The organism is Carnobacterium iners, from assembly GCF_900177385.1.
Classification (GTDB): Bacteria; Bacillota; Bacilli; order Lactobacillales; family Carnobacteriaceae; genus Carnobacterium_A; species Carnobacterium_A iners.
The window spans coordinates 247,883-271,958 of sequence record NZ_FXBJ01000002.1 but is presented as its reverse complement, the minus strand read 5'-3'; the positions used below and the strand labels follow the sequence as shown (position 1 = coordinate 271,958).

The following is a 24,076-nucleotide window of genomic DNA, read 5'->3' as shown; positions in this document are numbered from 1 at the left end:
AGAAAATTGAATAAAAAATTATTAACTCTTTTTTTGACAGCAACAATAGGTGCAACAACTTGCTTAGCACCCTTATCAGCAAGCGCAGAGATTGGCAATAATCTCACTACGGTAAATGAAAAGATTGAAAAGCTTGAGAGTAAAAATGGATCTATCACAAATGAATTATTAAAAATTACAGGCAATATTGCTAAAAATGAAGCAAATGCTGCCTCATTAATGACTGAAATGAAGGCAACTCAAAAAACATTAAAAGAGTTAAACCAACAAATAGAAGAGCTTAATACGGCTATTACTGAACGCAAAGAAAAATTAGCTGAACAAGCTCGTATCATTCAAGTAACCGGCGATACTCAAAACTATGCTGATTTTTTATTAACATCTGAATCTTTTTCAGATGTTTTAGGACGTGTAGAGGTTGTTTCTAAAATTGTTTCTGCTAATCAAAGTTTAGTTAAACAACAAGCAGAAGATAAAGAGCTAGTTGCAAAAAAACAAGCTGAAAATGAAGAAACTTTAAAAAACCAAACAATTTTAGCTGCTAAATTAGAATCAGCTAAAACAGATTTAATGCAACAACAATTAGAAAAAGAAGCTGTAGTTGCAACAATCGCAGCTGAAAAATCAGTAGTTGAAAATGAAAAAAAACAACTATTAGCAACAAAAGAAGCTGCTGAAAAAGCAGCAAGAGAACTTGATCAAGTTAAAAATGCTGCAGTTATAAATACGAGTGTAGTAGCAGAGAAAGCAGAAACAGCAACAGAAAGCAAAGCAACAGTATCTCTTCCACCAGCTTCAAGTAACTCATGGGGAAGCGTTCAAGGAGCAGCATTCGGCGTTCAAGGAACACCTTATTTATATGGTGGATCAACAACTGCAGGTTTTGACTGTTCTGGTTTTACTCAGTATGCATTTGGTTCCGTTGGAGTTAGCTTACCGCGTACAGCAAGTGCACAATATTCTGCATCAACAAAAATTTCTCAATCAGAAGCTAAACCTGGTGATTTAGTATTCTTTAATCAAACAGGAAGCATTGATCACGTTGCTATTTACTTAGGTAATGGTAGTTTTATCGGAGCACAATCTTCTTCTGGCGTAGCCGTAGCCCAAATTAATGAATACTATTGGGGGAAATATGTTGTTGGATATGGTCGAGTAAACTAGTTACTATTTTTTCTAATCAAAAACTAAACTGTCGTCCCTAAATGCGACCAAAAAACTTGAGATAAAAAGCACTTTTAAAGTGTTTTTATCTCAAGTTTTTTCTGTTAATAAGCTTATTTCTCAATAATGTAAAAAAAATACCATTTCTAATTTACATTTGTCCTTAAAATAGGTACGCTATAAGAAAGTGAATCTTATTTAACAAGATTTTCACTAGTGTTGCATAAACATAGCTTAATTTGACCTCATTTCTTGTTTTTCTGAAAAAAGGCAAAAAAAGGGAGTGCTTACGCAAAAGATGACTATTTCCAGAAAATTTTGCTTATTCAACTGATTCCATTACCAACGGACACCCTTTCTTTAAGGATCTAAGTCGGTATCAAAAGATTAAACCATTCTTCTGCCGGTTGAAATAACAGATAACGAAAAAATCGTTTGATTTGGAAAACAGACTGGTTACTTTTTGTTTTTAACTTAATCAAATAGGTTAATAAACTGGCAATCATGGCTAAAATCAGCTGATTGACAACCCCTTTTTCACTTCTCGAAAAAAACTTTTTAATCGTCATATGTTGTTTAATATGCTTGAAGAACAGCTCTATTTGCCAACGTGCTTTGCACATTTCTGCAATGTCAGTAGAGGAGCAGTCAAAACGATTGGTAATAAACTGGAGAGTTTTCCCCTTTTTATCTTGAACGGTTTCTAAACGAAATCTGGACGTTAGATGGTTCTGAGCACCTAATGCGACCATTTGGTCGCTGATAACGGACTCACTCTTGGAAGCTACTAATGGTTCTAAAACATGAACTTTTGTATTCTTTTTGATTCTTGTCACAAAGAAGTAGCCCTGCGAGTGCATCGTATCTAATCGTTCAAAATCAAGGTAACCGCGATCAAACACATAAGTCGCTTCAGGTTGATTAACCAATACTTCTAACTGATTTGTATCGTGCTCGACGGCGTTAGTCAGTGTAAATTCATCTGGGTAAAGATGTTCATTATCCATAAAGCAGAGTTTTAAGTGAAGCTTAACTCCTGATTTTGTTTTACGAAAATCAGCCCATTGATAAAGGTTTTGGTTAAGTGAAAACGTCGAAGAATCAATTAGGTAGAGACTATTTCGTTTCGTTACGGGCCTTTTATTTTTAGCCTGACTAACTAGCTGACTAAAAATGGCTAAAAGAATCTCTGAATCTATTTTTGAGAGAGTTCTAGAGAGCTGAGAATAACTGATACTAGTCATATCCATTTCTTTTTGAAGTTCTTTCGAAACAAAAGCCGCATCCATCTCTCTAAGACTTTCTTTTTCGTCATTGATTCCATGAAGAAAAAGTTGAAGAGCTTGGAAGAAACTAAGTTTCTTATGGTATTTATCAAAGTCAACAATCTTTTTTTGAATAGGGCTTGGTAAAAGATTTAGCTTAATGGAAGAAAACCATTTATTAAAAGCAGAATTTGTTTTATACTTATCCATGTGTTGGGTCCTTTTTATTGGTCTTGGATGAGTCATCTGAGTTCAGTATAAAGGACTTTTTTGCATATTGGAATAATATAAACAAATTTGTGAAACATACAATGTTTCATGCAACACTAGTGAAGATTTTATACAATAATTTTAAAGTAATAGAATAAACTCTTAGGAGATAACCAACCTTTAAAAAAAATTGAAGTTGAGAGGATGAAAGTGTGTATGCAACTAACTATAAATTTTTTAATAGCTTTACTTGTATTCTTTATTCAACCAGTATTTTTAGTAGGATTAATTATAGCAATTATGACAAGTTACAAAAGAATTAAAAATGAGAGGCTAAGTCATCGAGTAGCTATCTATAAAGAACTATATGAATTGAAAAACTATATACTATTTGGCCTAATTACTGGTTTGATAGGCTCTCTGTTAATTAGTATAATCGGTATTCCTATCACAATGGATTGGATTATCATCTACGAATTGGTAGCTATTGTATTGTTAATTGGTGGTTACCGATTTATTAGTCCACTATTTACCTTTCCTTTAGCGACGTTAATTATACTCGGAATAAAAACACTTAGAATTGAAACTCCTTTAACTTTTTTACCTAAAGGATGGTATCAGCCTTTTGAGCAAGCACAATGGGTTAATGCTCATTTAGTGACAAATGTACTTTTTATAACCGTCTTTTTAGTTAGCACTTCACTAATTGTGATTAAAAAACAAGCCGATAAAAAATTAACTCCTTGGTTCTTACAGACAAAGCGTGGTAAAAAAATAGCTTACTACCAAGTTAAACCTTTTTGGTTTGTGCCCTTGCTAATGATTATTCCAGGTGAAAGTTTTGGTGCATTATTTGATTGGTGGCCGGTATTTGCTCTTGGAAATCAACAGTATTCTTTTTTCTTATTACCAGTTTTAATAGGTATGCGTATAACAGTCAACACACAGCTTCCTAAAGAGGCTGTAAGCTTGTTAGTTAGAGACTTTTCAATCTTAGTAGGTTTAACGACACTGCTAGCTGTTGGTTCTATTTGGACTGTCTATGCAGGAATTGCAGGACTGCTTTTATTACTCTTAGGTGGTTTCCTTGTTTTATATCGCCATCGCCGCCGCGAAAACAATTGGACATTTTTATTTGGAGCTGCAAACGATGGAGTTAAAGTGATTGCCGTTCGTCCTGATACACCAGCTGAAAAGATGAAGATACTAGTAGGAGATACAATTGTCTCTTGTAATAATCAAAAATTAGAAACAGAAGATGATTTTTATCAAGCTTTATCAAAAAATAGCGTATATTGTCACTTAAAAGTAAAGGGACCAGATGGAGAGTTAAGATTGACTGAGACGGCTCTTTATGCAGACTCACCACATGAAATTGGTGTAGTATTACTATAAACCGATAAAATAAGATTAAAAATTTGTACTTATTAGGTGGAGGAAAATTATGAAGAAGGTTTTAATCGTTGATGATGAACAATCGATATTAACTCTATTGACTTTTAATTTAGAAAAAGAGGGTTATCAGGTACAGACAGCGTTAGATGGATTAATAGGATATAATTTAGCCTTAGCAAACGAATATGATTTTATCCTTTTAGATTTAATGATGCCTTCAATGGATGGTATGGAAGTTTGTAAAAAGTTGCGTCAAGAAAAAAATGATACACCCATTATGATTCTGACAGCTAAAGATGATGAACTAGATAAAATCATAGGGCTAGAACTAGGCGCAGATGACTACATGACAAAACCATTTAGCCCAAGAGAAGTGTTAGCGAGAATGAAGGCTATCATGCGCCGTATTCAACCAGAGATAGCTATAGATAAGAGTAAAAACAAAGAAAAAGAAGACAACAACGAGAAAATTATAATTGGAGAGATTTGTATTTTTCCTAGTCAATATAAAGTAATTGTTCGCGAAAAAGAGATTGAGTTAACCCCGAAAGAGTTTGAATTGTTACTGTACATGTCAAAACGATTAAATCGTGTTTTAAGTCGTGAACAATTGTTAAACGCTATTTGGAATTTTGATTATATAGGAGAGACAAGAATTGTAGATGCTCATATTAGTCATATTAGAGAAAAAATAGAATTAGATACTAAAAAACCGAATTATATTCGTACAGTAAGAGGATTTGGTTATAAATTTGAGGTTCCAAAACGATGAAAAAGATGCAAACGCAAGTATTAGCTATTTTTATGGTTTTATTTATTATCTTTGGAAGTTGTGTCGTTTTTTTTTCAACCCAGTTGATGCAAAATTATGTTAATGAGAACCAACAAGAAGATTTATTAGAACAATCTAAACTTGTGTTAAGTAATTTTGATGGTCTAGCTAAAGATAAAGCTGCCTTTTCTGATTTAAAAGAAGAAGCTATAAAAGTAAAAGAATACACGAACCAACGCATTACATTAATCGATTTAAATGGAACAGTCATTTACGATTCTAAAATAGACAATTATGTATCACTAGAGAACCATTCTAACCGTAAAGAAATACAGGCTATTATAAAAGGAGAATCACAAGGGACGGATTCACGCACGAGTGAAAGTACTAAAAAGAGACTTTACTATGTTGCACAGCCAGTTTTAAGTCAATCAGGGCAATTAATAGGTGTACTTCGTTTAGCTAAGCCTTCGGAAGAAGTGAACCAGTTAAATGGTCAAATTATGCAGTCTATCGTGATGTTTATCTTTTTGGCGTTATTGCTAACTGCCGGGATTACATTTTTAATAGCCAAATATATTGCTAAACCGATTGAGGAAGTAATGAATGTAGCGAAGAAATTATCTGATAACCATTATGAAGTGCGCTTTAGTGGAAATGGTTACGGCGAAATAAATAAACTTGGTCAAACGATTAATGAATTAGCGGAGAGTTTGGACGATCAAATGCAAGAAATTGATCAAAATAAAGAACGAATTAATGAATTGATTAATCATTTAGTAATTGGTGTTATGCAGCTGGATGAACATCGGAATATCCAGATAGTTAATCCTGCAATGTGCCAGATTTTTGATATGGATAGCAACAAATTAATCGGTAAATCCTATGCTGAAGCAACAAAAAGCTATGGGTTAAGTTATTTAATTGAAAAAGCTTATCGGAAAAAAGAAATACAAAACAAAGAAATTTATTTTTATTTTCCTAGTGAGCGAATAGTTGATGCGAACGTTGTTCCGATAGCAGGAAAGACTAAAGAGGATATGAATCTCATCGTATTGTTGTATGACATTACAGAAATAAGACGTTTAGAAAAAGTTCGAACCGATTTCGTCACTAATGCTTCTCATGAGTTAAGAACTCCAATCACAGCGTTAAAGGGATTTTCAGAAACTTTGCTAGATGGAGCTATGGAAGATAAAGTAATTTTGAAACAGTTTCTAGAAATTATGTTGGAAGAAAGTACGCGATTAAATCTATTAGTAAATGATATATTAGAATTATCTAAACTGGAACAAAGGCAAGTGCCAATTTCTTTTGAAGAAGTGGTTGTTAAAGAGGCAGTTTTGTCTACATTTAAATTAATGAACCAAAAAGCAGAACAAAAAAAAATTACGATGAATTTATTTGAAGAAGACAGTGTTAAAATCGAAGGAGATAAAAATCGGTTGAAACAAATTCTAGCGAATCTAGTTGATAATGCTGTTATTTATACTAAACCTGGTGGAACCATAGATGTAACAGTTAAAAAAAACAAAAATAAGGCTATGATTACTATTAGCGATAATGGAATGGGTATTCCGGAAGATGAAATCAATCGTATATTTGAACGCTTTTACCGTGTAGATAAAGGCAGAAGTCGTAATTCAGGCGGAACGGGATTAGGATTATCTATTGTGAAATATTTAGTTGAAAACTCTAATGGAAAAATCACAGTAGAAAGTAAAGTTGGTTTAGGAACCACTTTCGCACTAATATTCCCGCTACGTCATCTATAAAAAAAATTAAGGAAAAGTGATTTATCACTTCTTCTTAGTTTTTTTGTATCTACAGCTTTTCAACTCCTTTACAAAGTACTACACAAACTTTACACAAAGAAAGAACGTAAGCGCCTAATAGAAAGGTACCTTTGAAAATACATAGCCTCTTGATAAACTTAAACCAATTTAAGTTTTACAGGAGGTTTTATTAATGAAAGCAAAATAAGACATTGTCCCAGTGATATTAGCAAACAATTCAAAAGCTACAACTACCCAACTCTTCAAGCCAAAAGCTTCTCCCTCTATATTAGTCGCTCGTATTAAGTTCTCCCGAACAGAATTATTTCTATAAGAAGAGATTAAAGAAGAATCTTTTCGTATTATCCTATCGGAGTTGAGTGCTCATGAAAGTTACTGATCTCACCAAGGTGAAGAACGTATTTATTGGTTGTGGGAAAACGGATATGTGTCGACAAATTGATGGCTTGGTTGCAACAATCGTCGAAGAGTATGATATGAATATCTATGAGGATGCTGTATTTCTATTTTGTGGATCGCTAGAAGTGGGGCCACATGGCGCGGCTTGCCAAGAGAATGTTACGGATCTTGGGAAACAGTTTATAGCCACTTTTGTTTATGACGCGATACGAATTTACTAGAAACTCTTTTTATAACTTTGAATAGTGAGGCCGATTACGAAAATTTAGGTATCGATTCAACCGTCGTAACAGCACATCAACAAAGTGCTAGTGCAAAAAAAGGGGGCTAATTTCTGGCATCTTGCAACACATTGGTAAAAGCAGTGGTGAGCACACAATAAAAATCTATGTTGTCGTTGATGGCTTAGGGAATCCGCTGTATTTTCAACTATCTGGTGGCAATCTCCATGATAGTGTTCACGCGCTTGGAGTGCTTGATCCTGTTACGATAAAGGGCAGTAACATCATTGGTGATCGTGCTTACGGCTCATTAGCTATTCGGACTTATGTTGGTGATTACGACGCAATCTACATCATTCCACCAAAGAAAAAGACGAGAAAACCTTGGACTGTTGATTGATGGCTGTATAAAGAGCGTCATTTGATGGAGTATTTTTTTAATAAGTTGAAAAATTTCCGCCCCATTGTGACTTGTTACGATAAACTCGCAACGTCGTACTTAGCCTTTATTTATGTCGCTGCTATTTTTCTCTTAATAAAATAGTTTTCAAACACGCCCTAGTTAACCAAAACCTTTTTATTACTTGAGTGAGTAGTCCTTCTCAAGCAATAAGCAGGTTTTTTATTATCAAAAAATAATAAAAATTAAAGGAACTATTTAGTTAAATAGTCTTATCTTTGTGCTTTAAAAATAAAAGCGCTAAGATAAAATCAGATTCGAGCCTTTATTTACATAAAATTTACAATTAAACTGGCAAACTTTTACAAAAATAAGTTATGATGAGTAGATGTAGGGATTATATTATTACCTAGGAGGCAAATCATGAAATTTAATCGGTACGACAAACTAGTAATTGTGTTCATTTCAGCTATTTTATTATCAGCTTGTAGCCCGCTCGAAGGTGAAGAGTCCATTACTGCTGTAGGTTCTTCTGCCTTACAACCACTAGTCGAAGTGGCAGGCGAGCAATATGGATCTGAAAATTTTGGTAAATTTATCAATGTACAAGGCGGAGGAAGTGGTACAGGGCTAGGACAAATAGCTGCTGATGCTGTAGATATAGGCAATTCCGACATTTTTGCAGAAGAAAAAAGTGAAATAGATGTGTCGAAATTAGTAGATCACCGCGTAGCAGTCGTTGGAATCACTCCAATTGTTACACCAGAAGTAGGAATAAAAGATATCAGTTTAGAAAATTTGGGTAAAATTTTTACTGGAGAAATTACAAATTGGAAAGAATTGGGCGGCAAGGATTTAAAAATCACAGTATTAAATCGCTCATCAGGGAGTGGTACACGTGTTACTTTTGACCATTGGGTTATTCCAGAAGGAACAAAAAGCATCATTACTCAAGAACAAGAATCAAGTGGAACAGTCCGACAAATTGTTGCAAGTACTCCAGGTACTATCAGTTATGTCGCTTTTTCATATGTAGATGATACGGTTAAAACCTTATCCATTGATGGAGTCAAGCCTACGGATGAAAACGTCAAAAAAAATAACTGGATTATATGGTCTTATGGACACATGTATACAAATGGAGAACCAACAGGCTTAACAAAAGATTTTTTAGAGTACATTTTATCTGACGAGGTGCAAGACACACTAATAGGGGCACTTGGATACATTCCGACGAATAAAATGGAATTTGAAAGAGATGCAAAAGGTAATACGACTGAAGTTCTTAAAGAAACTAAACAAGAATCTGATTAAAACTTAAAAAAGTTGAAAAGAAAACAATTTACAGAAGCGGTGTTTTTTCATCAGTAAGGAAAGAAAGAATAAAAGGAGGGCTTCTTTTGGAAGAAATTCAAAAAAAACTAGCTGAACATTCCGGTAAGAGTAGACTTGAAAAGATAGGAAAGACGATTAGTTTTTTATGTATTGCATTTATTGTTTTTGTTGTATTATCTATTTTATATTTTGTTGCAAGTAAAGGGATATCTACTTTTACTAAAGACGGTGTTTCATTATGGAATTTCCTAACCGGTACGGTTTGGAATCCTAGTAGTCTTGGAGAAAATGGGGAACCGTTGACAGGCGCGCTACCTATGATTGCTGGATCGTTCATCGTAACGTTATTAGCAGCAGCAGTAGCGACTCCTTTTGCGATTGGAGCTGCTATTTTTATGACGGAAATCTCACCAACCGTTGGTAAAAAAATCTTACAGCCAGTTATTGAATTGTTGGTAGGTATTCCTTCTGTTGTTTATGGTTTTATTGGGCTATCAGTAGTTGTTCCCTTTATGCGTAATACATTTGGCGGAAGTGGATTTGGAATAATTTCTGCAGCAATTGTATTGTTTGTCATGATTTTACCAACAGTTACAAGTATGTCCGTAGATACATTAAAGTCTGTTCCACGCTATTACCGAGAAGCTTCACTGGCTTTAGGAGCAACAAGGTGGCAAACGATTTATAAGGTGGTTTTGAGAAGCGCAACGCCAGGATTGTTAACAGCGGTTGTTTTTGGAATGGCTCGTGCATTTGGAGAAGCTTTAGCTGTTCAAATGGTTATTGGAAATGCGGCATTAATGCCAACTAGTTTGATTACACCAGCCTCAACGTTAACGAGTATTCTAACGATGAATATGGGGAATACAGTAATGGGAACACTTCAAAATGATGTTCTTTGGTCGTTGGCTTTGATTTTGTTAGTGATGGCTTTATTCTTTAATATTTTAACTCGTTGGATTGGAAAGAAAGGGGCTATGAACTAATATGAATGCCAAAAAGATAGATAAAATTGCTGTCGGGGTTTTATACACGATGGCTGGAGTGATTGTTTTAATTTTATTCAGCTTGTTAGCCTTTATTTTATGGCGTGGAATCCCTCAAATTTCTTGGGAGTTTTTAACAACGCCTTCTAAATCTTTTCAACCAGGCGGCGGAATTGTTTTTCAGTTATATAACTCATTTTACTTGCTTATTTTAACAATGTTGATTAGTACGCCTATTTCTCTAGGAGCAGCTATTTATTTATCTGAATATGCAAAAAAGAATCTATTTACAGATTTTATTCGTACCATTATTGAAGTGCTAAGTTCACTGCCTTCAGTTGTTGTTGGATTATTTGGGTTCTTAATATTTGTTTTGCAATGGGGACTGGGTTTTTCTATTCTTTCAGGTGCGATGGCGCTGACTTTATTTAACCTGCCTCTTTTGACAAGAACGATTGAAGATTCACTTAGAGCTATATCCTCAAAGCAGCGAGAAGCTGGATTAGCATTAGGTTTGTCCCGTTGGGAAACAGTCAACCTAATCGTTTTACCGGCTGCGCTACCTGGAATATTGACAGGTATGATTTTAGCTGCCGGTCGAATCTTTGGTGAAGCTGCTGCCTTGATATATACAGCAGGTCAGAGTGCACCTGCATTGGATTTTACAAACTGGAATCCATTGTCTATCTCCAGCCCTTTGAATGTGATGCGTCCAGCTGAAACATTAGCGGTTCATATTTGGAAAATTAATAGCGAGGGTGTCATGCCAGACGGTGCACAAGTTTCAGCTGGTGCCTCAGCAGTCCTTATCATTTCTGTATTATTGTTTAATTTGGGAGCTCGTTACTTAGGAAATAAACTGCAGAAAAAAATTACAGCAGGTTAAGTGATAATCTATGATTGAGAATGGTCAAGGAGGATAAAAAATGTCAGAACAAGTAGGCCTTGAAACAAATATCATTAAAATGAAATCTGATATACCGGTTAATTTATCTACCAAGGACTTACATGTCTGGTATGGGAAAAATGAAGCTATAAAAGGTGTATCATTGGAATTTGAAGAAAATAAAATAACTTCTTTAATCGGCCCTAGTGGTTGTGGTAAGTCGACTTATTTACGCTCGTTAAATCGGATGAATGACGAAATTCAAATTGCTAGAGTAACAGGAGAAATCCTATATCATGGCAAAGATGTCAATACACCTGAAACAGATGTATATGAAATGAGAAAGAATATCGGGATGGTTTTTCAAAGTCCTAATCCCTTTAGTAAATCAATTTACGATAATATTAGTTTCGCTTTAAAACGTCATGGAATTAAGGATAAAAGCGCATTAGATGAAGCGGTGGAAACAAGCTTAAAACAAGCTGCTTTGTGGGAACAAGTAAAAGATGATTTGCATAAAAATGCGCTTGCTTTATCAGGTGGTCAACAGCAACGTTTATGTATTGCTCGTGCGATTGCTTTGAAGCCAGATGTCTTGCTACTTGATGAGCCTGCGAGTGCATTGGATCCAATTTCTACAAGTCAAGTAGAAGATACATTGCTACAACTAAAAGAAAAATACTCGATTATTATCGTGACACACAACATGCAACAAGCCTCTCGAATTAGTGACTATACGGCCTTCTTTTATTTAGGAAATGTCATTGAATACGATGAAACAAGAAAAGTATTTACACGACCAAAAATACAATCGACCGAGGACTACGTGTCAGGTAACTTTGGCTAGGAGGAAATTAAATGACGAGTGGAAACCATATTATTGAAACGAAAGATGTTCATTTGTATTATGGGGAAAAAGAGGCAATAAAAGGTGTTTCATTGAATTTCTTACCCAATGAAATTACCGCTTTGATTGGTCCTAGTGGATGTGGTAAATCAACTTATTTAAGAACGTTAAACCGGATGAATGAATTGATTCCAAATGTAACCGTAACGGGAAATGTAAGCTTTGAGAATAAAGATATTTACAGTCCTAAGATGGACACAGTAGAGCTAAGAAAGAAAATTGGAATGGTTTTTCAACAACCAAATCCTTTCCCATTTTCCATTTTTGAAAATGTCGCTTATGGATTAAGAATTGCAGGAATGAAAGATAAAACTAAAATTGCAGAAATAGTAGAAGCGAGTTTGAAAAAAGCAGCAGTATGGGAAGATGTTAAAGATAAGTTGTCAAAGAGTGCATTGGCACTTTCTGGTGGGCAACAACAGCGGGTCTGTATTGCGAGAGTTTTAGCCGTTGAACCAGCAATAATCTTGTTAGATGAACCAACGAGTGCGTTGGATCCCGTTTCTAGTGGTAAAATCGAACGGATGTTGTTAGAGTTAAAAGAGGATTATACGATGATTATTGTGACGCACAATATGCAGCAAGCTTCACGTATTTCAGATAAAACAGCTTTTTTCTTAGATGGACACTTGATAGAACACGGTGAAACCAGACAAATCTTTACAAATCCTCAAAGAAAAGAAACAGAAGATTATATTTCTGGACGTTTTGGGTAAAAGTTAGGTATAATAAAAGGCGACGATAAAACAATAGGAGTGATAGTTAGTGAGACGTGTATTTGAAGAAGACCTTAACGACTTGCATATTCATTTTTTCCAGATGGGAAAAGCTGTAAACGAGGCAATCTATAAGTCCGTAAAAGCTTTTGTCAATCACGATAAAGCACTAGCAAAGGAAGTCATTGCTGGCGATATTGCCATCAATAAAGATGAAGCAGACTTAGAAAATAAATGTTTTGAATTGATTGCTTTGCAACAACCTGTTACAACAGATTTACGAAAAATTGTTACCATCATGAAGGCAAGTTCAGATTTAGAAAGAATGGGAGATCATGCGGTTAGTATCGCAAAATCAACGATTCGAGTAAAAGGTAATAAAAGAGACTACGAAATAGAAGCTCAAATTGCCGAAATGTCTGAAAAAGTTAAAATAATGGTTCAAGATGTCTTGCAGGCTTATGTTGCTTCAGACGTTACTAAAGCAAAAAAAGTGGCCTTAAAAGATATCGATGTAGATCATGATTTCAAAAAAATCTATAAAGCTTGTATTCGTCAAATGAAAAATGATCCAGAAATTGTTTTAGGAGCAACAGATTATATGTTGGTTGCTGGTTTTATCGAGCGAATAGGCGATTACGTAACAAATATCTCTGAATGGATTATTTATTTAGATACAGGTAAAATGGCCGAATTAAATACACACAATAAAAATGATTCTTTTCCAAAAGCATAAAGCTAAAAGAAAACTATTGGTTAACGTTATTCTCATCAGAGGTAGCTTAAGCAATAGTTTTTTAGTTTAATATAAAGTATATCGACGTAAGAATTGAAAGAGATATGTTAAAATAAAGGAGAGGAATAAGCCGGTAACTTATTCGATAAGGAGTGGAAGACGAGCTATGAGTGAACAGGATTCGCTGTTATTAGACGAAAAGACCATCCAACAAGTCAGTAAGCTATTTAAAATTATTAGTGATCCAACGCGGATTTCTATTTTGTATCTTTTAGAGAACCAAGAATTAAATGTTGGGACAATAGCTAAAGTTATGAACATGGAACAATCAGCTGTTTCCCATCAGTTAAAAGTATTGAAAATGGCTCGCTTAGTAAAAGCAAAACGAAAAGGAAAAGCAATGTTGTATAGTCAGATGGATAATCATGTTTACAGTATTTTAGAGCAAGGCATTATTCATATTAATGAAGAAAAATAAGACTAATTTTTTTAGTGGTTTTCAAATAGAATAAAGTACGTTTTGCTTTCAATCATTGTTTGTGTTAGGATAATTAAAATTTAAATAGAAAAGGATGAGCGCTAATGGGAATGCACCAATATATCAAAAGTCTAAGTGATTTAGAGAGTATTATTCGTTGTCCGGGTAAATTTAAATATGAAGAGCACTCGGTTGCTGCCCATTCTTTTAAAGTAACAAAAATCGCACAACTTTTAGGAACAGTAGAAGAACAACAAGGCAACACAGTAAACTGGCGTTCGCTTTATGAGAAAGCTTTAAATCATGATTATTCAGAGCTTTTTATCGGAGACATCAAAACGCCGGTTAAATACGCTACACCTCAATTAAGAGAAATGCTTGGGGATGTAGAAGAGTCAATGACAGAGAACTTCATTCGAAATGAAATGCCTAAAGAATTTCAAGCTATTTATTCTAAGCGATTAAAAGAGGGAAAAGATGAAACCCTTGAAGGGCAAATTTTATCTGTTGCTGATAAAGTAGATCTTTTATACGAGTCATTTGGAGAAATTCAAAAAGGCAATCCAGAAAATATTTTTGCTGAAATTTATGAAGAATCATTAAAAACTATTTTAAGATTCAGTCATTTGAGCAGTGTCCAGTACTTTTTATCAGATATATTGCCTGATTTATTAAGTGGAGATTTTACGAATCAAACACAACTTCAAAATATATCGCAACGAATAGTGAATGAATAAAAACGGAACAAATGTTCGTTTGAGTAGGAAGTTGTGGTACAATAGAATAAAGAAATAAATGATAGGAGGCATTTTGCTATCCTATTTTTTGTTACTTGCGGTACATTAGGAGAGTTAAATAAAAAACGATTAAAATCCATCGTAAAGGAAGAAACTATATGCGAAATGATAAAATTGAAATCCATGGCGCTCGTTCACATAATTTAAAAAATATTGACGTTACTATTCCCCGAGACAAATTAGTTGTGATAACGGGATTGTCTGGTTCAGGGAAAAGTTCACTAGCTTTTGATACCTTATACGCAGAAGGACAAAGGCGATATGTAGAAAGTTTATCGGCATACGCTCGTCAATTTTTAGGTCAGATGGATAAACCAGATGTCGATAGTATTGATGGGTTAAGTCCAGCTATCTCCATTGATCAAAAAACGACAAGTAAAAACCCACGTTCAACGGTTGGAACAGTTACGGAGATTAATGATTATCTCCGCCTCTTGTATGCTCGAGTGGGTCATCCAATCTGCCCTAATGATGGAACAGAGATTACAAGTCAGACGGTTGAGCAGATGGTCGATCGGGTACTTGAATATCCTGAGAAAACGAGGATTCAAATTCTAGCACCGATTGTTGTTGGGAAAAAGGGACAACATAAAAAAATATTTGAAAAAATAAAAAGTGAAGGTTATGTCCGCTTGCGTGTGGATAAAGAAATCTACGACATTTCAGACGAGATTGAATTAGAAAAAAATAAAAAACATGATATTGATATCGTGATTGATCGAATCGTTATTAAAGAAGGTATTCGTTCTCGTTTATTTGATTCCTTTGAAGCCGCACTTCGATTAGCAGAAGGCTATGCTATTGCGGATGTATTAGATCAAGAAGAAGTCTTATTTAGTGAGCATTATGCCTGCCCTTATTGTGGCTTCACTGTTGGAGAACTAGAGCCCCGTCTGTTTTCTTTTAATGCGCCTTTTGGAGCTTGTGGAGATTGTGATGGTCTAGGAATAAAATTAGAAGTAGATATGGACTTGGTTATTCCAGAAAAGTCTCTGACCCTAAGAGAAGGTGCGATTGCGCCCTGGAAACCAATCAGTTCTAATTATTATCCACAGTTATTAGAACAAGCTTGCCAAGCATTTGAGATTGATTTAGATACGCCATTTGAAAAATTAACAGAAAAAGAGCAACGATTTATTTTAGAAGGATCAAATGATGAACTGTTTCATTTTCATTACAAAAATGATTTTGGTGGAATTAGAGATGTTGACCTTCCCTTTGAAGGAATTATTCGCAACATTGATAGACGTTACAAAGAGACAAATAGTGATTTTACAAGAGATCAAATGCGTCTTTATATGACAGAATTAAGCTGTCAGACTTGTAAAGGTAAACGTTTAAATCGCCAAGCTTTATCTGTAAAAGTAGGCAATAAAGATATTGGTGAAGTAAATAATTATCCAATAGAAGTAGCACTTGATTTCTTTGGAGATCTCACTCTTTCAGAACAAGAAAGCATGATTGCTAAACCAATCTTAAAAGAAGTCCGTGACCGCTTAAACTTTTTGAGTAATGTAGGTTTAAACTACCTGACATTAAGTCGGATGTCGGGTACGCTATCCGGTGGAGAAGCACAAAGAATTCGCTTGGCTACTCAAATTGGGTCTAATTTATCTGGTGTCTTATATATTTTAGATGAACCTTCAATCGGTTTACACCAAAGGGATAATAACCGCTTAATTGACTCATTGAAAAAAATGCGCGATTTAGGTAATACATTGATTGTAGTGGAACACGATGAAGATACCATGCTTGCAGCAGATTACTTAATTGATATTGGACCGGGTGCTGGCGAAAAAGGTGGCGAAGTAGTAGCCTTTGGTACCCCAGAAGAAGTGTCAAAAAATGAGAAATCACTAACAGGAGCTTATTTATCTGGCAAGAAATTTATTCCCCTACCCAAAACTCGTCGTGATGAAGATAAAGGTGCGATTCGCATTACAGGAGCAGCTGAAAATAATTTGAAAAATCTAACCGTAGATTTTCCATTAGGACGATTTGTAGCAGTAACAGGTGTATCAGGTTCTGGTAAGAGTACGTTGGTTAATTCAATTTTGAAAAAAGCCTTATCTCGTGAACTGAATCGCTCTAAACAAAAACCAGGGAAATTCAAAAAAATGACTGGCCATGAAAAATTAGAAAAAATAATAAGTATAGATCAAAGTCCGATTGGAAGAACTCCGAGAAGCAATCCAGCAACCTATACCAGTGTATTTGATGATATCCGTGATTTATTTGCTTCAACAAATGAAGCGAAAATTAGAGGATATAAAAAAGGGCGCTTTAGTTTTAATGTAAAAGGTGGACGCTGTGAGGCTTGCAGAGGAGATGGGATACTAAAAGTAGAAATGTATTTTCTACCAGATGTCTATGTTCCTTGTGAGATTTGTCATGGTACACGATACAATTCAGAAACACTAGAAGTTCGTTACAAAGGGAAAAACATTTCAGATGTGTTAGGAATGACAATTGAAGAAGCGGTTATCTTTTTTAAACATATTCCAAAAATTCATCGTAAACTACAAACCATTATTGATGTGGGACTAGGATACGTAACATTAGGTCAACCAGCAACAACATTATCTGGTGGAGAAGCCCAACGAATGAAATTAGCTAGTGAACTTCACAAGCGATCTGATGGAAAGAATTTCTATATTTTAGATGAGCCGACGACTGGTCTTCATACAGAAGACATCGCTCGTTTATTACAAGTGCTAAATCGTTTAGTCGAAACGGGTAATACTGTTTTAGTGATTGAACATAATTTAGATGTGATAAAAACAGCTGATTATATCATTGATTTAGGTCCTGAAGGTGGAGCAGGTGGCGGAACCATTTTAGCTACAGGTAAACCAGAAAAAGTTGCAAAAGTAAAAGCGAGTTACACAGGACACTATTTAAAGAAAATATTGAAAAGAGACAAAAATCGTACGATTAAAGCGTCTATTGAGTAAAGTCGATAGAGAATACTAAAAAAGCAGACCTTTAAAAGAGGTCTGCTTTTTTGTCTGCTAGTGTTTTACTACCTCTGTTTTAATGTTCGTGTTAAAATGAAGATGGATACAATTTAAGGAGATTCAGTCTAAGTAACCATGTGAAAATCGTTCTAAAGTCCTATGACAAAATGTATCAAGTAAAGCATAATAGGGTTATAGATAAGAACGACGAACAATTAACGCGTTGGCAAACACTCACTAGATAGATGGAATATTCCAAGGAGGGATAGTATCATGAAAGAAAGAGAAAGAATCTTAGAATTAGTAAAACAAGGAATTATTTCAACGGAAGAAGCTCTCGTCTTACTGGAAAGCAGTGCGAAAAAAGATGGTAAAGAAGCCGTCAAAAGAGATCAAACAGCAGCCCAAAACCAATCCTTTGTAAAAGAACCTATGGAGTCTTCACCTGTTGAAGAAACAAATGATGAAGATACAAAACAAGAAAAACATGATGAGCTTAAAGAAGAACAAAAGAAAGATAAAGAACAATTAGAAGCAATACTAGAAAAACTTGCTAATGAAGCATCAACTTATTCTGTTCAATTAGATGAAAAAAATAGCGAAATTGTAGAAGTTAAAGAACAGTTAAGCAGAGCAAAAGAAAAGCTCAGCGTATTAGAAACGCTAGAAGATTTAGATGCATTAGATAGTGAAAAAGAGCCAGAATTAAAACAATTGAGTCATGAAATTGAAGAACACGAAGCTCAATTAGTAGATCTTGAAGAAGATCGTGTAAAATTGATGGACCAATTGCGTGTTGTCAAACAAAAACAATGGGGATCTCAAAAGAAACAACTTATTGAAAAATTTGAAATTCCAGATGATTGGAAAGATACAGCTAATGAAAGAATGAATCAGGTCGGCGAAAAAATGACAGAAGCAGGAAACCAATTTGGTAAGTTAATGAAGAATACATTTTCTTCAGTAATGGAAAATATGGACTGGAAAGATGTTAATGTACGCATGCCTGGTATAGCTTCTACAAAATTCACACATGAATTTAATTATCCAGATTCAATGGCATCAATCATTGATGTGAAAGTAGCTAATGGTGATGTGGTTTTTAAAACTTGGGAAGGTCAAGACATTAAAGTTGAATCAGAAATTAAAATTTATGGAAAAATTGATTCAGATACACCTTTTGAAGCATTCTTAAAACGCAGTACAATCGACGTAACAGATGAAAAAATCTTATTCCATATTCCAAATAAACGCGTTCGATGCGATATGATTTTTTACTTGCCTGAAAGAGTCTATGATCATACAGCGATTAAGTTGTTAAATGGAACTGTTAAGATAGAAGCGTTCGAAGGCAAAGATATTTATATCAAGTGTACAAATGGTGATATTGGTTTTGAAAAAGTAACAGCGACTATGATTGAGACAGAAGGCGTAAATGGAAAAGTTTCTATTTTAGATAGTAACGTAAGAGATTTAATTGTTAATAGCATCAACGGTGGAATTGTAGCAAAAGGAAGTTTTAATGGTGTTGATTTATCCACCGTCAATGGTACGGTTAAACTGACGGTCTTAAATACAGATGTGCAACATCTGGAAGCTACTTCTGTCAATGGCGCAATTAAAGTCTCTGTTCCAAAAGAAATAAGTATTGAAGGAAATGCAAAAAGTAATCTAGGTAGTATCCAAAATCGAATGAAAAATACAGAAACAATTAAAGAGAAAAAAGATCGCACCAATCAATTACTTGAATTCAGAAGATACAACGAAAGCAATCCTGTTGCACTAAATGTTAGTACGACGACTGGATATATTTTCTTGAAAGATAACGAAACGAGTGAATGAAACGAATCATTAGTTATTAAATAAATAAACGGTAGTGAAGGGGTGAATAGAAATTGAAAAAAATTACAAAATCAAAAAATAATCGAGTTATTAGCGGTGTTTTAGGTGGAATTGCAGAATACTTTGATTTTGATCCTAGCTTCTTACGTATTATCTATGCTATTGCGATTGTTTTTGGAGTAGGTTCACCGATCATTTTATATGTTATCTTAGCGTTAGTGATACCGGAAGCTCCGGGTTCAGCTAAATCTGACTGGCACCACTCGTTTAACGAAAAAAAAAATGAGAACAGACCCCGTAAAGAAGCAGAAAAGGTAAGTGAAGACAAGAAAAAAGCAAACAACGATTGGAGTGATTTCTAGTGAAATATTGGCAACTCATTGTCATTAATGCGCTGACTTTCTTAGCTTTATCAGGCTTTTTCCAAAATTCTTTTTACGTAGCGAATATTTGGATTGCATTAGCGGCAAGTTTAGTTTTGTCGGTATTGAATATAGCGGTCAAACCACTTTTGATTCTTTTATCTTTGCCAATAACGATACTGACTTTAGGACTGTTCAGTATTATTATTAATGCGAGCATGCTAAGTTTAACTTCTCTAATTATTGGTTCGGGATTTCAATTTGGAACGTTTGGAACAACGATAGTAGTTGCAATAATTCTATCGTTAGTAAATACGTTTATTACGAATAGAGTAAGAATGAATAGTTGGTAATTCAAACTAATTTTAACGGTATGCATCAGACGGATGAGTCGATGCATACCGTTTTTTTGGAAATAGATAGATAACTAGTCAATTTCAATCATTTGCTGGGAGATTTATGTGAAAAATGTGTGATTCTCTTTATTAGCCTAGCTTAAAATGGTAAAATAGAAAGTGGAAGCAATTTTTTGGAAAAACCAATTAACGATAAATAAGAGCAACCAGCAAAATGGAGCTTAGAGGAGAATAGCGTATGACTAACAGTGTAACAGTAAAAGAATTAGTGGACTCTCTAGAATTAGTTGTACATAACGGAGAGGGATTTTTGAATAGAACCATTCAAACAACGGATCTTTCAAGACCAGGGTTAGAATTAACTGGATACTTTAATTATTATCCAAAAGAACGTCTACAATTATTTGGTAGAACAGAAATTTCGTTTTCAGAGCGGATGTCTAGCGATGAACGTCTAATGGTTTTTCGTCGGATGTGTCAACCAGAAACACCTGCATTTCTAGTCTCTCGTAACATGGAGTTGCCAGTAGAATTGATTCAAGCAACGACTGAAAAAGAAATTCCATTATTATCATCATCGTATGCAACGACACTTCTAGCTAGTAATGTTACAAATTTTTTAGAAGAGCGACTAGCTGAACGAGAGTCTGTTCATGGTGTGCTGATTGATATTTATGGAATGGGTGTCATTATTACTGGTGATAGTGGTGTCGGGAAAAGTGAAACAGCTTTAGAACTGATTCAAAGAGGCCACCGTTTAGTAGCAGATGACCGGGTTGAACTTCACGTTGTTGGAGAAAATCGCTTAATAGGTGAACCACCTGAAATTTTACGTAATTTACTTGAAATTCGTGGAGTGGGCATCATCGATGTTGTTAACTTATTCGGTGTAGGAGCTATTCGCTTAAGTAAAATCGTTAATTTAATCGTTAATTTAGAGTTATGGGATAAAAATACTAAGTTTGATCGTTTAGGGTCTGCTGACGGAAAAAGAAGAATCTCAAATGTAGATGTTCCACTGATTTCCATCCCAGTTAAAACAGGACGGAATTTAGCGGTTATTATTGAAGCAGCTGCAATGAACCATAGAGCTAAACAAATGGGATACAATGCAACTGAAACATTTGAAAGAAACCTCGAAAAATTAATAAAAACTAATTCTGAAGAAGCTTAAAAAAGGAGATTAAAAAATGAATTTTTTATTCAGTGCAATTAATCCAATTGCATTTTCATTAGGACCACTTGACGTTCATTGGTACGGCGTTATTATTGCTTCTGCTATTTTTGCAGCGCTATTTTTAAGTACCCGTGAAGCAAAAAAACGTGGGATTGAAGGAGATCATATTATCGATATGGCTCTTTGGGCATTACCAATAGCATTTATCGGAGCACGCTTATACTATGTCATCTTTAAATTAGATTATTATTTGCAAAATCCAGGTGAAATTATAGCTATTTGGAATGGTGGAATTGCTATTTATGGTGGCTTGATTGCAGGAGGTCTAACGATTTATTGGTATACTAAAAAGCACGGTATCCCTATTTGGTTGATGCTAGATGTGCTTGTTCCAAATGTCTTATTAGCACAAGCGATTGGGCGTTGGGGCAACTTTATTAATCAAGAAGCACATGGTGGAGAAGTAACAAGAACTTTCTTAGAGAATCTTTATTTACCTGACTTTATTATCAATCAAATGAATATCAATGGAACGTATTATCAACCGACATTTCTTTACGAGTCACTGTGGAGTTTAGCTGGATTTATAGTGATTATCTTAGTGCGAAACCGTAAATCATTATTGCGCCGTGGTGAGGTAACGTTAACGTATGTCTTATGGTACTCATTAGGACGTTTCTTTATCGAAGGTCTACGAACAGATAGTTTAATGCTACTGGATTGGTTGCGTGTATCTCAAGTGTTATCGGTTATTTTATTCGTGGGTGCACTAATTATCTGGGTAATGAGAAGAAGAGATTATCCACCGGTACCTTATTATTTAGATGGACTAAGTAAAAATGAAGAAAAAGAGATAATAAAACTAAATTAAAATCTACTAGTATAGCTAAAATATCTTGTAACTAAAAAAGAAAATAATGATATGGAAATAGGAATAAGGAGTGATGAAATAATATGTTGAATAAGATTGCACTATTAGGTGCTGGTTCATGGGGTACGTCCTTGTCAATGGTTCTCGAAGAAAATGGACACGAAGTTCGTTTATGGAGTCACAGCCAGGAGCAAGTCGATGAAATCAATCAATTTCATACAAATAAACATTATTTACCAGAAGTGGTTCTTTCAAAAAATATAAAAGCTTTTACCGATTTAACAGAAGTTTTAGATTCGGTTGATGCTGTTTTATTTGTTGTTCCAACAAAAGCCATTCGCGAGGTAGCTAAGAAGGTGGAAGCTACCTTGAAAAAGTCAGTTATAATCATTCATGCAAGCAAAGGATTAGAACAAGAAACACATAAGCGTATTTCCGTTGTTTTAGAAGAAGAAATTTCTGCAGATAAACGCAAAGCAGTAGTTGTTTTATCTGGACCTAGCCATGCAGAAGAAGTAGCTGTTAAAGACTTAACCACCATTACTGCAGCATCACCTAATTTAGAATCTGCTACATTCGTGCAACAATTATTTATGAATGACTATTTTAGAGTTTATACAAACAAAGATATTATTGGAGTAGAGCTTGGAGCAGCATTAAAAAATATTATTGCACTTGGAGCAGGAGCTCTTCATGGTTTAGGTTATGGAGACAATGCTAAAGCGGCCTTAATGACTAGAGGTCTAGCAGAAATTAGTCGTCTAGGGGTAGCTTTTGGAGCCAATCCACTAACCTTTATTGGCCTAAGCGGAGTTGGCGACTTGATTGTAACGTGTACAAGCGTACATTCACGAAATTGGCAAGCCGGTAACTTTTTAGGAAAAGGTATGACGGTAAAGGAAACTCTAGCGCATATGGATATGGTTGCTGAGGGGATAACAACGACTAAAGCAGTCTATGAATTGGCAAAAGAAAGAGGTATAGAGATGCCGATTACTGCAGCAATTTATGACGTACTATATAATCATGCGAACGTTAAAGAGGCCGTAGATTCCTTAATGAAGCGTGTTGGGAAATCTGAAAGCTAATAAAACTAGGTTGATTAAAGAGTAAAGCATAGGAGGAAAATAGACATGCAAAAAGTTCGTAAAGCCGTCATTCCAGCTGCAGGGTTAGGAACTCGTTTCTTACCCGCTACAAAAGCAATGGCAAAAGAAATGTTGCCAATCGTTGACAAACCAACGATTCAATTTATTGTAGAAGAAGCCATTAATTCAGGAATTGAAGATATTTTGATTGTAACAGGCAAAAGCAAACGTCCGATTGAAGATCACTTTGATTCAAACCCAGAGTTAGAAGAAAATTTGAGAGCCAAAGATAAACTAGCCCTTTTAGAATTAGTGGAAGAAACAACTGGTTTGAACTTGTTTTTTGTTCGTCAGTCTTATCCAAAAGGCTTGGGTCATGCTGTTTTACAAGCAAAAGCCTTTATTGGAAATGAACCATTTGTTGTGATGCTCGGAGACGATTTGATGGAAGATGAAGTACCTTTAACGAAACAACTTATTAATGGATACGATAAAACGCATGCTTCTAACATTGCAGTAATGAAAGTTCCGCATGAAGACACATCTAAATATGGTATTATTGATCCTGAAGGACAAGTAGATGAAACAACTTATAACGTTCGTAGTTTTGTTGAGAAACCTAAACCAGAGGATGCACCAAGTGACTTAGCTATTATTGGACGTTACTTACTGACTCCTGAAATTTTCGATATTTTGGAAAAACAAGAGCCAGGTGCAGGTGGAGAAATTCAATTAACCGACGCTATTGATACGTTAAATAAAACGCAACGTGTTTTTGCGCATGAGTTTAAAGGACAGCGATTTGACGTTGGCGATAAATTTGGTTTCTTGAAAACCAGTATTCAATATGGCTTAAAACACGATGAAGTAAAAGATGCATTGCGTGAATACATTATTGAAATGGGCCAAAAGCTTGAAGAAGAAGATAAAAAAGAAAAAGATAACTAATTGGTTCATGGC

The 24,076-nt window shown here is 34.9% G+C and carries 22 protein-coding genes and 2 pseudogenes; 23 read left to right on the top strand and 1 reads right to left on the bottom strand.

The features are described 5' to 3' along the window. Positions 1–6 precede the first annotated feature (6 nt). Positions 7–1,164: a C40 family peptidase gene (locus B9Y54_RS01485; protein ID WP_085558663.1), complete on the top strand. Its 1,158-nt coding sequence runs from the start codon at positions 7–9 to the stop codon at positions 1,162–1,164. A gap of 368 nt (positions 1,165–1,532) precedes the next feature. On the opposite strand, the gene B9Y54_RS01480 is transcribed toward B9Y54_RS01485, so the two are convergent. After that, positions 1,533–2,639: an IS4 family transposase gene (locus tag B9Y54_RS01480; protein WP_085558662.1), complete on the bottom strand. Its 1,107-nt coding sequence runs from the start codon at positions 2,637–2,639 to the stop codon at positions 1,533–1,535. A 216-nt stretch (positions 2,640–2,855) separates the two neighbouring features. On the opposite strand from B9Y54_RS01480, the gene B9Y54_RS01475 reads away from it, so the two are divergent. The 22 genes and pseudogenes from B9Y54_RS01475 (at position 2,856) to galU (ending at position 24,064) form a co-directional block, all read left to right on the top strand. Next, a complete protein-coding gene (locus B9Y54_RS01475) occupies positions 2,856–4,034 on the top strand; it encodes a PDZ domain-containing protein (protein WP_085558661.1) in 1,179 nt (392 codons plus the stop codon). A gap of 49 nt (positions 4,035–4,083) precedes the next feature. Further along, positions 4,084–4,450 (top strand): annotated as a pseudogene (locus B9Y54_RS13105) (response regulator transcription factor); the annotation flags it as partial. Between the two features lie 113 nt (positions 4,451–4,563). Continuing rightward, positions 4,564–4,806 (top strand): annotated as a pseudogene (locus B9Y54_RS13100) (winged helix-turn-helix domain-containing protein); the annotation flags it as partial. Next, on the top strand, positions 4,803–6,581 hold the full coding sequence (pnpS, locus tag B9Y54_RS01465) for a two-component system histidine kinase PnpS (RefSeq protein WP_085558659.1): 1,779 nt from the start codon (positions 4,803–4,805) through the stop codon (positions 6,579–6,581). The pseudogene B9Y54_RS13100 and the gene pnpS, both read left to right, overlap by 4 nt. 410 nt (positions 6,582–6,991) lie before the next feature. Continuing rightward, positions 6,992–7,222, top strand: coding sequence for a transposase (gene tnpB / locus B9Y54_RS13235; protein ID WP_234987772.1), 231 nt, complete (start codon positions 6,992–6,994; stop codon positions 7,220–7,222). Positions 7,223–7,343: 121 nt separating this feature from the next. Beyond that, positions 7,344–7,622 carry a transposase gene (locus tag B9Y54_RS01450; RefSeq protein WP_159446035.1) on the top strand — a complete coding sequence of 93 codons (279 nt, stop codon included), beginning with the start codon at positions 7,344–7,346 and terminating at the stop codon, positions 7,620–7,622. Positions 7,623–8,045: 423 nt separating this feature from the next. After that, on the top strand, positions 8,046–8,936 hold the full coding sequence (locus B9Y54_RS01440) for a phosphate ABC transporter substrate-binding protein PstS family protein (protein ID WP_085558656.1): 891 nt from the start codon (positions 8,046–8,048) through the stop codon (positions 8,934–8,936). Positions 8,937–9,022: 86 nt separating this feature from the next. Beyond that, positions 9,023–9,943, top strand: coding sequence for a phosphate ABC transporter permease subunit PstC (gene pstC, locus B9Y54_RS01435; protein WP_085558655.1), 921 nt, complete (start codon positions 9,023–9,025; stop codon positions 9,941–9,943). Between the two features lies 1 nt (position 9,944). After that, positions 9,945–10,829, top strand: coding sequence for a phosphate ABC transporter permease PstA (gene pstA, locus B9Y54_RS01430; RefSeq protein ID WP_085558654.1), 885 nt, complete (start codon positions 9,945–9,947; stop codon positions 10,827–10,829). 40 nt (positions 10,830–10,869) lie between these two features. Next, positions 10,870–11,676: a phosphate ABC transporter ATP-binding protein PstB gene (gene pstB, locus B9Y54_RS01425; RefSeq protein ID WP_085558653.1), complete on the top strand. Its 807-nt coding sequence runs from the start codon at positions 10,870–10,872 to the stop codon at positions 11,674–11,676. An 11-nt stretch (positions 11,677–11,687) separates the two neighbouring features. Next, entirely contained in the window at positions 11,688–12,452 is a 765-nt protein-coding gene (gene pstB / locus B9Y54_RS01420; protein WP_085558652.1) for a phosphate ABC transporter ATP-binding protein PstB, read from the top strand. A gap of 49 nt (positions 12,453–12,501) precedes the next feature. Beyond that, a complete protein-coding gene (phoU, locus tag B9Y54_RS01415; protein WP_085558651.1) occupies positions 12,502–13,188 on the top strand; it encodes a phosphate signaling complex protein PhoU in 687 nt (228 codons plus the stop codon). Between the two features lie 166 nt (positions 13,189–13,354). Then, positions 13,355–13,666: an ArsR/SmtB family transcription factor gene (locus B9Y54_RS01410; RefSeq protein WP_085558650.1), complete on the top strand. Its 312-nt coding sequence runs from the start codon at positions 13,355–13,357 to the stop codon at positions 13,664–13,666. A gap of 104 nt (positions 13,667–13,770) precedes the next feature. Further along, entirely contained in the window at positions 13,771–14,403 is a 633-nt protein-coding gene (locus B9Y54_RS01405; protein WP_085558649.1) for an HD domain-containing protein, read from the top strand. 158 nt (positions 14,404–14,561) lie between these two features. Further along, positions 14,562–17,417 (top strand): excinuclease ABC subunit UvrA, encoded by a 2,856-nt coding sequence (uvrA, locus tag B9Y54_RS01400; protein WP_085558648.1) that lies wholly within the window; start codon positions 14,562–14,564, stop codon positions 17,415–17,417. A 276-nt stretch (positions 17,418–17,693) separates the two neighbouring features. Then, positions 17,694–19,262 carry a daptomycin-sensing surface protein LiaX gene (gene liaX / locus B9Y54_RS01395; RefSeq protein WP_085558647.1) on the top strand — a complete coding sequence of 523 codons (1,569 nt, stop codon included), beginning with the start codon at positions 17,694–17,696 and terminating at the stop codon, positions 19,260–19,262. A gap of 53 nt (positions 19,263–19,315) precedes the next feature. Continuing rightward, positions 19,316–19,624, top strand: coding sequence for a PspC domain-containing protein (locus B9Y54_RS01390; RefSeq protein ID WP_085558646.1), 309 nt, complete (start codon positions 19,316–19,318; stop codon positions 19,622–19,624). Beyond that, on the top strand, positions 19,624–19,977 hold the full coding sequence (locus B9Y54_RS01385; protein WP_085558645.1) for a phage holin family protein: 354 nt from the start codon (positions 19,624–19,626) through the stop codon (positions 19,975–19,977). Before B9Y54_RS01390 ends, B9Y54_RS01385 begins: the two co-directional genes overlap by 1 nt. Before the next feature lie 241 nt (positions 19,978–20,218). Continuing rightward, on the top strand, positions 20,219–21,154 hold the full coding sequence (gene hprK, locus B9Y54_RS01380; protein WP_085558644.1) for an HPr(Ser) kinase/phosphatase: 936 nt from the start codon (positions 20,219–20,221) through the stop codon (positions 21,152–21,154). 16 nt (positions 21,155–21,170) lie between these two features. Next, positions 21,171–22,028, top strand: coding sequence for a prolipoprotein diacylglyceryl transferase (lgt, locus tag B9Y54_RS01375; protein ID WP_085558643.1), 858 nt, complete (start codon positions 21,171–21,173; stop codon positions 22,026–22,028). Positions 22,029–22,111: 83 nt separating this feature from the next. Further along, on the top strand, positions 22,112–23,116 hold the full coding sequence (locus B9Y54_RS01370) for an NAD(P)H-dependent glycerol-3-phosphate dehydrogenase (RefSeq protein ID WP_085558642.1): 1,005 nt from the start codon (positions 22,112–22,114) through the stop codon (positions 23,114–23,116). A 45-nt stretch (positions 23,117–23,161) separates the two neighbouring features. Then, positions 23,162–24,064, top strand: a complete 903-nt coding sequence (galU, locus tag B9Y54_RS01365) for a UTP--glucose-1-phosphate uridylyltransferase GalU (protein ID WP_085558641.1) — start codon at positions 23,162–23,164, stop codon at positions 24,062–24,064. Positions 24,065–24,076 lie beyond the last annotated feature (12 nt).